We start from the raw sequence: 12,817 nt of genomic DNA on the forward strand, positions 1-12,817 counted from the left end.
ATCTCACCCGCAGGCAGCGTCAGCGTGACATCTCTCCAGATGAGCTGCTTACCAAAACTCTTGGTCAGCCCTTCGATCTTTACGTCTACACCCATCCGGGCCGGCTCCCTTCCTGTTCGCGGGGGTCTCCCTCAAGTCCCCTACTGCCCGACTAACGGCAGAGTGTGACGGGGGTTACGCACTTCCTGCGACACGCGTCACACTTTTGTAAACCATAGTGGCCTGCGAACGATGACGGTGATCACCACCCGAGACGAACTCCCCCAGCCAACACATCGACGGTCGGATTGCGACCTTTCGCGCCCGGTGTGTGTTCAAGATAACGAAACAAACGGTGGGTGGCTACTCAGGAGTAGCCACCCACCGTTCGAACGATCCCAGTGCTGCGCTGCAGCCTGACCGATCTGTTGCGGAACTGTATCCACGATGTAGAGAAACCCGGGCCCGGCGGAGTCCGCCGAGCCCGGGTTCAAGGGCCGAAGCCCTCAGATCACTTGACGGTGACCGTGGCGCCGGCGGCCTCGAGGGCCTCCTTCGCCTTGTCAGCGGTCTCCTTGTTGGCGGCCTCGAGGACAGCCTTGGGGGCGCCCTCGACGAGCTCCTTGGCCTCCTTCAGACCGAGGGAGGTCAGAGCGCGCACCTCCTTGATGACGTTGATCTTCTTGTCACCAGCGGACTCGAGGATGACGTCGAACTCGTCCTTGGCCTCCTCGGCGGCGGCGGCCGGGGCACCCGGGGCGCCGGCAGCGGCAACGGCGACCGGAGCGGCAGCGGTGACACCGAAGGTGTCCTCGAAGGCCTTGACGAACTCGGAGAGCTCGATGAGGGTGAGCTCCTTGAAAGCGTCGAGCAGCTCGTCGGTGGAGAGCTTCGCCATGATGGCATTTCCTTTCGTGGTGGCCCGTTGCGTTGTTGGTTGAGTACGCAGCGAACCGGGTTACAGGTGGTGGTTAGTTACGACCGGGACCATCAGGCCTCGGCCGGAGCCTCCTCGGCGGCAGCCGGCTCAGCGGCACCACCTGCGAGGATCGAGGGGTCCTCCGCGGCCTTGGCCTCGAGAGCGGCAGCGAGCTGCGCGGTCTTCGAGGGCAGAGCGTTGAAGGCGTACAGCGCCTGCGACAGCGACGCGGTGAACGCGCCCGCAAGCTTGGCGAGCAGGACCTCGCGCGACTCGAGGTCGGCAAGCTTGCCAACCTCAGCAGCGTCGATGGCCTTGCCGTCGAGGTACCCGCCCTTGATGACAAGGTTGGGGTTGGCCTTGGCAAAGTCACGCAGACCCTTGGCCGCCTCGACGACGTCACCCTTGATGAAGGCGATCGCGGTCGGGCCGGTCAGCAGGTCATCGAAGCCTTCGATGCCGCTCTGAGAGGCAGCGATCTTGGCCAGCGTGTTCTTGACCACGGCGTAGTTAGCGCTCTCACCAAGCGAGCGACGAAGAGTCTTCAGCTCGCCGACGGTGAGACCACGGTACTCGGTCAGCACGACACCGCTCGAGGCGCTGAACTCGTCAGCGATCTCGGTAACGGCAGCCTGCTTGTCAGCCCGCGCCATGGGTCTCCTTCTTCCGGGAATCGATCCCACCGGCGAGGGCCCTGCATGACAAACGCCCCGAGCGCAGGCTCAGGGCGTGACGTACGATCTCGTCTTGCTCTTCACCTACGCTGGCCGTCCGCATCCTGCGGAACCTTCGATCGAGTGCATGCGCACCTGACAACCGGCGGTCTCTGGTTTCGAAGAACAATTATGCGTACGCCGCGGGGCGCCGCCAAATCGGCGGGCTCCAGTACGTTGGCCGCATGGACAGCCACAGCTTCGGAAGGATCGGTCGCTCGGCGTCGGTCATCGGTCTCGGCACCTGGCAGCTCGGCGCCGACTGGGGCGAGGTCAGCGAGTCGGACGCCCTGGCGGTGCTCGAGGCCGCGGTGGGCGACGGGGTGACCTTCCTCGACACCGCCGACGTCTACGGGGACGGCCGGAGCGAGCAGGTGATCGGACGGTTCCTGCGGTCGCAGGACGGCATCTTCGTCGCGACGAAGATGGGACGCCGGGTCGAGCAGGTGCCCTCGAACTACACGCTCGCCGCCTTCCGCGAGTGGCTGGACCGCTCGCGCACCAACCTCGGGGTCGACACGATCGACCTGGTCCAGCTGCACTGCCCGCCGTCGGAGACGATCGACTCCTCGGCCACCTATGACGCCCTGGACACGCTGGTCTCCGAGGGGGTCATCGCGGCGTACGGCGTCAGTGTGGAGACGTGTGACCAGGCGCTCTCCGCCATCGCGCGTCCCAACGTGGCCTCGGTCCAGATCATCCTGAACGCGTTCCGGCTCAAGCCGCTGGATCTCGTGCTTCCGGCTGCCGCGGAGGCCGGCGTCGGGATCATCGCGCGGGTGCCGCTGGCCTCCGGGCTGCTGTCCGGGCGCTACTCGGAGTCGACGACCTTCGCCGCCGACGACCACCGCTCCTACAACCGCCACGGTGAGGCCTTCGACGTCGGCGAGACGTTCTCCGGTGTCGACTTCGCCACCGGGGTCAGGGCCGCACAGGAGTTCGCCGCCCTGGTCGCCGAGCACGGCCCCCAGGGCGCGACGCCCGCGCAGGTCGCCCTCGCCTGGGTGGCCCAGCAGCCCGGCGTCACCACCGTCATCCCCGGCGCCCGCAACCCGTCCCAGGCCCACGCCAACTCCGCCGCCGGCTCGCTCCCGCCGCTCTCCGACGAGCTGCTCTCCGGCGTACGCCGGATCTACGACACCCACTTCCGCGAGGCCGTCCACTCCCGCTGGTGACGATCCCCCGCCGAGGCGTCACCCGCGTCGGCCGAATGGGCACGGCGGTGCCGTTTCGGCCGACGGGGGTGACGGCTCGACCGGCGTTCAAATAGTGAGCCTCGGTAACGAATCAGGCAGAGTAAAGGGGTGACGACGGAGACGACCACGGAGGAGTTCCGGTTCCGAGACATCGCCCTGGTGGCGTACGCGCCCTCGATCGTCAGCGCCATGGGGCACGGTGCGTCGATGCCGGTCCTGGCGCTTCGGGCCTCCGATCTCGGGGCGGATGCTTCCATGGCTGCCTTCGTGGTCGCGCTGCTCGGGATCGGGTCGCTGGCGACCTCGTTGCCCGCCGGGTCGCTGGTGGCGCGGATCGGTGAACGTCGGACGCTCATGGGCGCCGGAGCTCTCGACGCGGTCGCGATGACCGTGGCGTTCCTCAGCAGTTCGGTCGCCGTGCTCGCCATCGCCGTGTTCGTGAGCGGGATGAGCTGGACGGCGTTCCTGATCGCGCGGCAGGGCTTCCTCATCGACGCGACCCCGCTCTCCCACCGGGCACGGGCGATGTCGCTGCTGGGCGGGTCGTTCCGGCTCGGGGTCTTCGTGGGGCCGCTGATCGGCGCCGGGCTCATCCACCTCTTCGGCCTCCCCGTGGTCTTCCTGTTCGCGGCCGCGATGTCGCTGTGCTCGGCGGTGATCGGCGGCTGGATGCCCGAGCTCGGCCGAACCCGCTCGCGTGAGCAGGGGCATCTGAGCGTACGCAGCGTGCTGTGGACCCACCGCCGGACCTTCGCCACGCTCGGGGTGGCGGTGGTGATCATCGGGATCTCGCGTTCGGTACGCACCGGGCTGCTCCCGCTCTGGGCCGACCACATCCACCTCGAGGCCTCGGTGGTCTCCCTGCTCTTCGCCGGGGCGGCTCTGGTCGACATCGCCCTCACCCTCCCCGGCGGCTGGCTGCTCGACCACCGCGGGCGTCAGGTCGTGGCGATCCCGGTCGTGGTCGCCGTCGGCCTCGGCTGCCTGCTGCTCCCGCTCACCCACGACGCGCTCAGCCTGGGCGCGGTGATGGCGCTGATCGCCATCGGCAACGGCCTCGGTTCGGGGATCGTGATGACGCTGGGCGCCGATGCCGCGCCTGAGGACGGACGCGCCCAGTTCCTCGGCGGCTGGCGGCTGTGCGGCGACCTCGGCAACACCGGCGGACCCCTCCTGGTCTCGGGGCTCGCCGCGCTCTTCTCGATCGCCGCTGCCCCCGTCGCGCTCGGGCTCTTCTCGCTCGCCGGGGCGGTCTGGGTCGGCTACTGGACCGGCCGCGCGGACCGTACCCGGCTAGAGGCTCGGCTACAGGCTCGGCTACGGGACGAGCGCACGTGAGAGTGCCTCGGCCAGGGCCGCCTCGTCACCGATGACGGTCAGCTCGGCGAACCGGGGCGACGTACGCCCCCAGAGCAGCAGTGCCAGGTCACGAGCGAACCCGGTGACGGACACCTTCTGCACCGCGTTCGGAGCGCCGATCGCCCAGGACCGGTCGATGTCGGTCGCGGTCAGCTCGATGCGGGTGACGACCTTTCGCGTGCGCTTCAGGGCGACCTGCCGCGGGTACATCACGGTCAGCACCTCGTCGACCGTGTCGGCCCAGAGCTCCGGCGTCGCCTCGGGTGCGGCGAGACCGAGCGCAGCCCGGATGTCCCAGAGGTGGACGAGGGTCTCGTGCACCTGACGCCGGAACCAGAACGAGACCGGACCACAGCCGTCCTCGGTCAGCCCGTTGAGGATCCGGCCGGTCGCCTCCGGACCCAGCGCCGAGAGCGTCTCGCGCAGCTCGGCCGCCTGCTCCTCGTAGGCCGCGACCAGGTCCAACGGAACCGGCAGCGGATCCTCGTCCTCGTCGCGCGCCATCGCCGCCGCCCAGTGGTGCACCCCGGCCAGGTGATCGGCCAGATCGCCGATCGACCAGTCATCGCAGGACGGAACCGGCACGTCCGGGTCGGCCTGCTTCAGCGCGGCCACGAACTCGGCCTGCAGCACACCGAGCGTCACGAAGTATTCCTCAGGGGTCGGCACGTCGCAGACCCTACTGGCAGCGCGGCAGCACCGCCGCGAGTCTCTCCTCCAGGCGGACGAGCTCGGCCCGGTCGGTCAGGAACGACTGCCTGCCGGGAGGCGGGAGGAAGCCGACGACGTCCATCACGTCGAAGTAGGGCTGTGCCGGGCGGCCGGTCGTCCCGGCGTACGCATCGGCGAACCGGTCCGCCGTCTCCGTGCCGTGCACGATGGCCAGATTGGTCGCGCAGTGCGCCACGTCCAGCCAGGCGGGGCCGATCGACGTCTCCACCCAGTCGACGACACCCGTGATCTCCCCGCCGTCCCACAGCACGTTGCGCGGCTGGAAGTCGCGATGGATGAAGCAGGGGTCGTACGCCGGGGGCTCGGTGCGCAACAGTGCGAACGCGTCCTCCCATAGACCTTTGTCGCTCGCCCAGGCAGGGACGACGAACTTCGCCTCCCAGGCCCACGACTGGTAGCTGCGTACGTCGATCGTCGGCTCGATCGCGTGGATGCTCGCGAGCAGCTCCGCGAGCCGCGCGAGCGAAGCATCATCGTCGCGTTGTGGCTCGATCGCGCCCGGGAGCAGCGTCATCAGATGGGCAGGGTGCCCGCAGCGCTCACCGTTGGCGTCGAGCGCGAGCGATCGGGGCGCCGGCACTTCCGTGGTCGCGAGCATCCGCTGGATCTCGCTCTCCCGCGTGGTCAGCGGCTCGCCGTGCGTACGCCACGGCTCGTTGGTCATCAGCCGGAGCACCACCGGGTCGTGCTCGCCCGCCGTGAGCGCCAGCATGGTCGAGGTCCAGCCACCAGAGAGGCGTCGCACCTCGGCGACCCGCTCCCCCAGCACCTCCTCGACCCACTCGAGCGCGGCAGAGCAGTCAACCCCGGGATCGGTTCGCACGCGGCAACTCTAGAGAACGTCCCGAGCTACTTCTGGCGGGCGCGATGGGCGGCCGCCTTCACTCGGCTCTGGCAGCGGGTGGAGCAGAAGCGGCGGCCAGCGTTCTTGGAGGTGTCGACGAAGACGCGGTCGCACGGGTCCGCCTGGCAGACGCCGAGGCGGCCGGCCAGGTCGGAGCCGATCGCGAGCGCGAGGCCGGCGGCGATTCCCGCGCCCCAGCCGACGACGAGGCCGGGGTCGCGTCCGTGGAAGTGCAGGGCCCAACCTCCCCCGCGGGCCCGGTCGAGCTGCGGGACCGAGCCCATCTCGCGCATGAGCGCGTTGACCGCGGTGGCGGCGGTGTCGAGGTCGCCGCCGGCCGCTGCCTCGAACACGACGCGGAGGGACTCGGCGAGCACGACCATCCCGTCGGCATCGGCTTCCTCGACCTGGGGCTGGTAGTCGGGGCGTGCCAGCAGGTCACTCACGACCTGCGCACGCCGGCCGGAGGGAGGCGGCTGCACCGAGTGGGTGCCGTCATGCCCGGGGGTCAGGGCGTTGACGAGCTTGCAGGCCTGCTCGGTCACCGTATGCACGTGACTGTCGAAATGTATTTGACCAGTCATGACTTCGGGTCCTACCGTCTCAGCCATGACCGTCATTCAACCATTGACCAGTCACCGAGGTACACGGTGGCCGCGATCCCTCGTCGTGCTGGTCATCGCCCGAGCGGTCAACCGGCTGGGTTCCTTCGCCATGGCCTTCCTGGCGGTCGCGCTGGTCGAGGTGCATGGCGCCTCCCTCGCCACGGCCGGTGCCGTCGTGACAGCCTTCGGTGTCGCCACCATCCCCTCGCGGCTGCTCGGCGGATGGATGGCCGACACGGTGGGCCGCCGGCCGACCATCGTCGCAGGACTCCTCGCCTGCGCTGTCGCCCAGCTGGCCATCGCCGCATCCCCCGGGATCGTCGGTGCGCTGGTCGGCGCGACGCTGCTCGGGCTGGCGTACGAGATCTACGAGCCCGCCTCCCAGGCGCTGATCGCGGAGTCGGTGGAGGTCGAGCGACGGCCGCAGGCGTACGGACTCTTCGGCGCAGCGATGGCTGTCGTCGGCGTGGCGGCAGGAGCACTGGCCGCCCTCGTGGGCGGCATCGACCTGCGCCTGCTCTTCGTCGCCGACGCGATCACGTGTCTGTGCGCCGCGGTTCTCGTCCTCGCACTCGTGCCTGACACCACGACGCGGCGTGGGCGTCCACCGCGGTCCGGGCCGAGCCCCTGGCGGGACCGCCGGCTCCTGACGATGCTCGCGCTCGGCACCGGATTCGCCACCGCCTGGATCCTGAGCACGATCGCTCTCCCGCTCACCGTCTCCGCCCGCGGGCACGACGCCGCGGCCACCGGCTGGCTGCTCGTGGTCGCGGCGCTGGTCACGATCGCCGGCCAGCGTCTGCTCCGTGGCGCCGCCGCCCGGCCCTTCACGCTCATCCGCGCAGGACTGGTCCTGATGGCTGTCGGCTTCGCCGTCATCGCGTACGCAGCACCGATGCCGCTGCTCGCGGTCGGCTCGGCGATCGTGGCCCTCGGCGAGGTGCTTCTGCTTGGCCCACCGATCGCGCTCGTAGCCGGCCTGGCGGCCACGGACGGCTCGCGGGCGGGCTACCTGGCGGCGTACGGGACCTGTTGGGGGATCGCGCAGACCATCGGGCCGATGCTCGCTACCGGGCTGATGTCGCTCGGCACACCGACGGTCTGGTTAGCAGGTGCGGGGCTCTGCCTCGGCCTCGCGGTCGTCACCTCGCCGGTCGAGGCCGTCTGCTCACCGAGGTAACTCGGTCAGCGCCTGCTTCCTTCGCGGAGTTCCACGAGGGAAGCGCAGGCGGACCGAGGTAACTCGGTGAGCATCCGTGCCTCAGAGCACCCGGGAGAGGAATGCCTGGGTGCGCTCGTGCTGGGGGTTGCTGAGGACGTCGGCCGGGAGGCCCTCCTCGACGATCACGCCGCCGTCCATGAAGACGACCTTGTCGGCGACCTCGCGGGCGAAGCCCATCTCGTGGGTCACCACCATCATGGTCATACCCTCGGCAGCCAGGTCCTTCATGACGGCCAGGACGTCGCCGACGAGCTCGGGGTCGAGCGCGGAGGTGGGCTCGTCGAAGAGCATCATGTCGGGGTTCATCGACAGCGCCCGCGCGATGGCGACGCGCTGCTGCTGGCCGCCGGAGAGGTGGGCAGGGTAGGCGTCGGCCTTGTCCGAGAGCCCGACCTTCTCCAGGTTGGCCCGGGCGATCTTCGTGGCCTCGGCCCGGCCGCGCTTGAGCACCTTCTCCTGAGCGACCGTCAGGTTGCGCAGCGCGGTCATGTGCGGGAACAGGTTGAACTGCTGGAAGACCATCCCGATCCGTGCCCGCAGCGCATCCACGTCGGCGTCCGGATCCGTGATCTCCTCGCCCTCGACCAGGATCGTGCCGCTGGTCGGCTGCTCGAGGAGGTTCACGCAGCGCAGCAACGTCGACTTCCCGGACCCGGAGGGCCCGACCACGCAGACCACCTCGCCCCGGCCGATGTGGAAGTCGATGCCCTTGAGCACCTCGTTGTCGCCGAAGTACTTGTGCAGGTTCTGTACGTCGATTACCGCCGCGCCGCGGTCGGCAGCCGGTGTCGTCTCGGTCTGGGTCATCAGCGGGCCTTCCCGGACTTGGCTTCCATGCGGCGTACGACGATCGAGAGCGGCACCGTGATCAGCAGGTAGCACAGCGCGATCGTGACCATCGGGGTCAGGTTGGCGTTGGCGTTCATCGCCTCGCGACCGAAGGCGGTGAGCTCGTACTCGTCCAGCGACAACCCCAGGATGTAGACCAGCGAGGAGTCCTTGGTGAGCAGGATCAGCTCGTTGGTCAGCGGCGGCAGGATGATCCGGAACGCCTGCGGGATCACGATGGTGACCATCGCCCGGGTGTGGGTCATACCAAGCGTGCGTGCCGCTTCGTACTGCCCCTTCGGCACCGCCTGGATGCCCGCCCGGATCGTCTCCGCCATGTAGGCGCCACCGACCAGACCGAGCGCCAGCGTCACCGTAACCAGGTTGCCGAGGTTCAGTCCGAAGGCCAACGGCAGGCCGAGGCCGAGCACCAGGAAGACCACCAGCGCCGGCAGCCCACGGAAGAGCTCGATGATGCCGGTGGAGATCCACCGGTAGGGACCGACGCTCGAGAGCCGCATCAGCGCCAGCACCAGGCCGAGCGCGAGCCCGAAGGCGAAGCCGCAGGCGGTGTAGATGATCGTGTTCTTGAGGGCGATCACGATGACATCGGGGAGCTGTGCCCGCGCGATGTCCAGGTCGAGGAACGCGCGCCGGATCTCACCCCAGTCCGCGATCAGGGCCAGGACCACGACCAGCAGCAGGAGGAGGGCGTACTGGACGTAGCGGACGAGCGCCGCGCGCTTGCGCGGCGACATCCGCTTCTTGGGAACTACGGCCGTGCCCGTCACTGGGCGGCAGCCTCCCCGAACCACTTCTTGTAGACCTCGTCGTAGGCGGCCTTGTCGTTGATGGCCTTGTTGAGCACGTCGAGGAGCTTGTCGTTGCCGTTCTTCTTGACCGAGAAGCCGTACGCATCGCCAGTTTGAAATTCACTGGTCACCTCGACATCAGGGTTGTCCTTGACGAAGTCGTAGAGCAATCCGTTGTCGTTGACGCCTGCGTCGGCCTTGCCGGACTTGACCGCCTGCATCATCAGCGCGGAGTCCTCGAGGGTGATGATCTTGGCGTCCTTGGGAGCGTTCTGCTTGACATACTCGGCTCCGGTAGTCGCCTCCTGGACAGCGACGGTCTTGCCAGCCAGGTCCTCAAGCGAGGCGTAACCGGAGCCCTTCTTCGTCATCAGGGCCTGGGTCGCCTCGAAGTAGGGCTCGGTGAAGTCCATGACCTTCTCGCGCTCCTCGTTGATCGTCATCGCGCCTGCGGCGACGTCACACTTGCCGGAGTTGAGCGCCTCACCCGAGACGATGGTCTCCCAACCGATGTTCACGACCTCGGTCTCGAGCTTCTCCGCGTCGGCCGCGACCTTGAGCACGTCGATGTCGAAGCCGACGACCTCGCCGCCCTCATTGAACTCGAACGGCTTGTAGGGAAGGTGCGTGCAGATGGTCAGGGTGTCGGCCTTGACCAGCTTCGCACCCGATGTCGAGGTGCCACCTTCGTCGCCGCCACCGCAGGCGGCGAGCGCCAGCCCCAGGGCAGGAACGGTCAGGGCAGCAGCAAGCTTCCGCAGATTCATGCGCCGAACTCTACGACGCTTTATACGACAATGGCCCGCCACCCCTCGGGGTGGCGGGCCATCGATGCGACAGGAGGATCAGGGGACTGCGCCCTGCGACGTGGATCTCGACCCGCTTCGCGGCTTCGCAAGCTCAGCCGCTGCGCTCGCTCGATCCCCTCGCGTTGCGACCCTGTTCGTTCCTCACAGGGTCGCAGGCTCAGGCCTCGTCCTCACCCGCGACGTTCTTGATGCGGTTGGGGTCGACCTGGACACCGGGGCCCATGGTGGTCGAGAGGGTGACCTTCTTCAGGTAGCGGCCCTTGGAGGAGGACGGCTTCAGACGAAGCACCTCCTCGAGAGCAGCGGCGTAGTTCTCAGCGAGCTGGGCCTCGGAGAAGGAGGCCTTGCCGATGATGAAGTGAAGGTTGGCGTGACGGTCGACCCGGAAGTCGATCTTGCCGCCCTTGATGTCGGTCACGGCCTTGGCCGGGTCCGGGGTGACGGTGCCGGTCTTCGGGTTCGGCATGAGGCCACGGGGGCCGAGCACGCGGCCGAGGCGGCCGACCTTGCCCATCATGTCGGGGGTCGCGACGACGGCGTCGAAGTCGAGCCAGCCACCGGAGACCTTCTCGATGAGGTCGTCGCCACCGACGACGTCCGCGCCGGCCTCGCGAGCGGCCTCGGCCTTGTCCGGAGCAGCGGCGAAGACGATGACGCGCATCGTCTTACCGGTGCCGTGGGGCAGGCTGACGGTGCCGCGCACCATCTGGTCGGCCTTGCGGGGGTCGACGCCGAGACGCATGACGACGTCAACGGTCTCGTCGAACTTCTTCTTGCTGGTGGACTTGGCGATCTTGATCGCGGCCAGCGGGGCGTAGAGCTCGTTCTTGTCGAACGCCTCCGACGCCGCGCGGTAGGTCTTGCTGCGCTGCATGGTGATTCCTTAGGTAGTTAAGAGGAGATGTGGTTAGCGAGCCAGCGCGGCTCTCCCACGTATCAGTCGGTGGTGACGCCCATGGAACGGGCGGTGCCCTCGACGATCTTCATCGCGGCGTCGATGTCTTCCGCGTTGAGGTCAGGAAGCTTGGTCGTCGCGATCTCGCGCACCTGGTCCTTGGTCAGCTTGCCGACCTTGTCCTTGTGCGGGACGGACGAGCCCTTCTTCAGGCCGGCGGCCTTCTTGATCAGCTCAGCGGCCGGCGGGGTCTTGGTGATGAAGGTGAAGCTGCGGTCCTCGTAGATGGTGATCTCGACGGGGATCACGTTGCCGCGCATGGCTTCGGTCTGGGCGTTGTACGCCTTGCAGAACTCCATGATGTTGACGCCGTGCGGGCCGAGCGCGGTACCGACCGGCGGGGCCGGGGTCGCGGCACCAGCCTGCAGCTGCACCTTGACGAGCGCTGCGATCTTCTTCTTCGGAGGCATTCTTGAGATCTCTTCCTTCTCGTGGTCATGACGAAGCCGCTGGTACGTTGCGGCCTCTGCCACCTGCTGTGTTGCTCTCGCAACTGGTCAATTGTCCGTGATCCGTCCGGGTTCACGAAATCAGCGCGGTGCGGACCACTGAGCGGGACCCCCCGAGTGACGGCCACCACTCCCCTTGGCATACTCCCCCCGGGATTTACAAAGGGAGCTCAATTGTTCAATCGACGTCGCTTGTCCATGTTCGCCGCACTGGTGCCGCTGGCCGCGCTCTCGGCCGGGTGGACCGCCGCCGCCACCGGCACCGGCTTCGATCCGGTCGAACCCGTGACGCTGCCCGGCGGCGAGACCCTGGTGACGTCGGTGATCGACCAGCCCGCGAGCGTCACCGAGCCCGCGCCCGCGCAAGGCGCCCGCAAGGGCGCCCGAACCGGCACGATCGCCGTCGCGATGGCGCAGGGAAGCGACATCCCGATGCCGGCACTGGCCGCCTACCAGCGTGCCGCCGCCGTCGTCACCACCGCCGATCGGGCCTGTGCCCTCGACTGGACGCTGCTCGCCGCCGTCGGGATGGTCGAGTCCGACCACGGGCGTCTGAAGAGCAGCCGTCTCGACGACTCGGGCAAGGCGTCCCCCGCCATCTACGGCCCCGCGCTGACCACCGCCGCCGGCGACCCCGCGCCCGACACCGATGCCGGCGCCGTCGACAAGCTCACCAGCGGCGACCGAGCGGTCGGACCGATGCAGTTCATCCCCTCGACGTGGCCGTTGGTGGCTGTCGACGGCGATGGCGACGGCGTACGCGACCCGCAGGACATCGACGACGCCGCCCTCGCTGCCGCCCTCTACCTCTGCTCCGGCGACGAGGACGTCTCCACCGATGCCGGGAAGCAGGCCGCGCTCACCCGCTACAACCGCAGCGAGGCGTACGTCTCCACCGTCTTGAAGATCGCCAAGGGCTACGCCGACAGCCCCTACGGCGGTGACGACATCGAGCTCGCCGCCGCACCTGCGCACGCCGAGCCGAACTCCGGTCGCCCGGGGCCGAACGCGACGAAGAGGGCCGACAAGAAGCCCGCGGAGAAGAAGCACCACTCCACCGCACCGAAGCCGAGCGCCGGGACCAAGCCCTCGGCGAAACCGAGCTCGAGCCCGTCGACGGCCCCCAGCCCCAGCCCTACGCCCACCGACGACGGCAGCTGGGCCACGATCTCCGAACGTCGCGGCATCTGTGCCGCCGAGCTGTCCTCCCGGTTCCCCGATCTCGCCGCCGGCTGGGACACCAACCGTGCCGTCGACTCCTGCAGCATCCGGCTGCTCGGCAAGACCGTCACCCAGGCCAACGCGGCCGTCCCCGGAGTCGTCACCGACATCACCGGGTACGTCGAGTGGCTGATCAAGTCGCTGCCGTAGACGTCACCCACGCCGAGTCGGCGC

At 68.5% G+C, this 12,817-nt stretch carries 14 protein-coding genes; 4 read left to right on the forward strand and 10 right to left on the reverse strand.

All coding sequences use genetic code 11. The features are described 5' to 3' along the window. Nucleotides 1-490: 490 nt before the first annotated feature. Both rplL and rplJ read right to left on the reverse strand, forming a co-directional pair. Nucleotides 491-877: a 50S ribosomal protein L7/L12 gene (rplL, locus tag ABZ796_RS22625; RefSeq protein ID WP_357339959.1), complete on the reverse strand. Its 387-nt coding sequence runs from the start codon at nucleotides 875-877 to the stop codon at nucleotides 491-493. Between the two features lie 92 nt (nucleotides 878-969). Then, nucleotides 970-1,551 (reverse strand): 50S ribosomal protein L10, encoded by a 582-nt coding sequence (gene rplJ / locus ABZ796_RS22630; RefSeq protein WP_357339960.1) that lies wholly within the window; start codon nucleotides 1,549-1,551, stop codon nucleotides 970-972. Between the two features lie 245 nt (nucleotides 1,552-1,796). Here rplJ and ABZ796_RS22635 point away from each other — a divergent pair, with 245 nt between their 5' ends. Both ABZ796_RS22635 and ABZ796_RS22640 read left to right on the forward strand, forming a co-directional pair. Further along, nucleotides 1,797-2,786 (forward strand): aldo/keto reductase, encoded by a 990-nt coding sequence (locus ABZ796_RS22635; protein ID WP_357339961.1) that lies wholly within the window; start codon nucleotides 1,797-1,799, stop codon nucleotides 2,784-2,786. A gap of 129 nt (nucleotides 2,787-2,915) precedes the next feature. Then, entirely contained in the window at nucleotides 2,916-4,145 is a 1,230-nt protein-coding gene (locus ABZ796_RS22640; protein ID WP_357339962.1) for an MFS transporter, read from the forward strand. Here the strand turns inward: ABZ796_RS22640 and ABZ796_RS22645 are convergent. From ABZ796_RS22645 to ABZ796_RS22655, 3 genes are read right to left on the reverse strand one after another with little or no spacing between them, the layout of a single operon-like run. Beyond that, nucleotides 4,125-4,835 carry a maleylpyruvate isomerase family mycothiol-dependent enzyme gene (locus tag ABZ796_RS22645; RefSeq protein WP_357339964.1) on the reverse strand — a complete coding sequence of 237 codons (711 nt, stop codon included), beginning with the start codon at nucleotides 4,833-4,835 and terminating at the stop codon, nucleotides 4,125-4,127. The genes ABZ796_RS22640 and ABZ796_RS22645 overlap by 21 nt on opposite strands. 10 nt (nucleotides 4,836-4,845) lie before the next feature. Next, on the reverse strand, nucleotides 4,846-5,721 hold the full coding sequence (locus ABZ796_RS22650; protein ID WP_357339965.1) for an aminoglycoside phosphotransferase family protein: 876 nt from the start codon (nucleotides 5,719-5,721) through the stop codon (nucleotides 4,846-4,848). Between the two features lie 26 nt (nucleotides 5,722-5,747). Then, complete coding sequence (locus ABZ796_RS22655) at nucleotides 5,748-6,287, reverse strand: CGNR zinc finger domain-containing protein (RefSeq protein ID WP_357339967.1); 540 nt, start codon at nucleotides 6,285-6,287, stop codon at nucleotides 5,748-5,750. 64 nt (nucleotides 6,288-6,351) lie between these two features. Between ABZ796_RS22655 and ABZ796_RS22660 the strand changes: the two genes are divergently transcribed. Then, entirely contained in the window at nucleotides 6,352-7,527 is a 1,176-nt protein-coding gene (locus ABZ796_RS22660) for an MFS transporter (protein ID WP_357339969.1), read from the forward strand. A gap of 81 nt (nucleotides 7,528-7,608) precedes the next feature. Here the strand turns inward: ABZ796_RS22660 and ABZ796_RS22665 are convergent, their stop codons facing one another. The 5 genes from ABZ796_RS22665 to rplK form a co-directional block, all read right to left on the reverse strand. Then, nucleotides 7,609-8,376, reverse strand: a complete 768-nt coding sequence (locus ABZ796_RS22665) for an amino acid ABC transporter ATP-binding protein (RefSeq protein WP_357339971.1) — start codon at nucleotides 8,374-8,376, stop codon at nucleotides 7,609-7,611. Further along, complete coding sequence (locus tag ABZ796_RS22670) at nucleotides 8,376-9,188, reverse strand: amino acid ABC transporter permease (protein WP_357339973.1); 813 nt, start codon at nucleotides 9,186-9,188, stop codon at nucleotides 8,376-8,378. The genes ABZ796_RS22665 and ABZ796_RS22670 overlap by 1 nt, the downstream gene beginning before the upstream one ends. Next, the gene (locus ABZ796_RS22675) at nucleotides 9,185-9,976 is read right to left on the reverse strand and encodes an ABC transporter substrate-binding protein (RefSeq protein ID WP_357339975.1); all 792 of its coding nucleotides are present in this window, start codon (nucleotides 9,974-9,976) and stop codon (nucleotides 9,185-9,187) included. The genes ABZ796_RS22670 and ABZ796_RS22675 overlap by 4 nt, the downstream gene beginning before the upstream one ends. 199 nt (nucleotides 9,977-10,175) lie before the next feature. Next, nucleotides 10,176-10,892: a 50S ribosomal protein L1 gene (gene rplA, locus ABZ796_RS22680; protein WP_357339977.1), complete on the reverse strand. Its 717-nt coding sequence runs from the start codon at nucleotides 10,890-10,892 to the stop codon at nucleotides 10,176-10,178. Between the two features lie 62 nt (nucleotides 10,893-10,954). Then, on the reverse strand, nucleotides 10,955-11,383 hold the full coding sequence (gene rplK / locus ABZ796_RS22685; RefSeq protein ID WP_141802520.1) for a 50S ribosomal protein L11: 429 nt from the start codon (nucleotides 11,381-11,383) through the stop codon (nucleotides 10,955-10,957). Nucleotides 11,384-11,620: 237 nt separating this feature from the next. On the opposite strand from rplK, the gene ABZ796_RS22690 reads away from it, so the two are divergent. After that, on the forward strand, nucleotides 11,621-12,793 hold the full coding sequence (locus ABZ796_RS22690) for a lytic transglycosylase domain-containing protein (RefSeq protein WP_357340051.1): 1,173 nt from the start codon (nucleotides 11,621-11,623) through the stop codon (nucleotides 12,791-12,793). Nucleotides 12,794-12,817 lie beyond the last annotated feature (24 nt).

The organism is Nocardioides sp. NPDC047086, from assembly GCF_040643685.1.
Taxonomy (GTDB): Bacteria; Actinomycetota; Actinomycetes; order Propionibacteriales; family Nocardioidaceae; genus Nocardioides.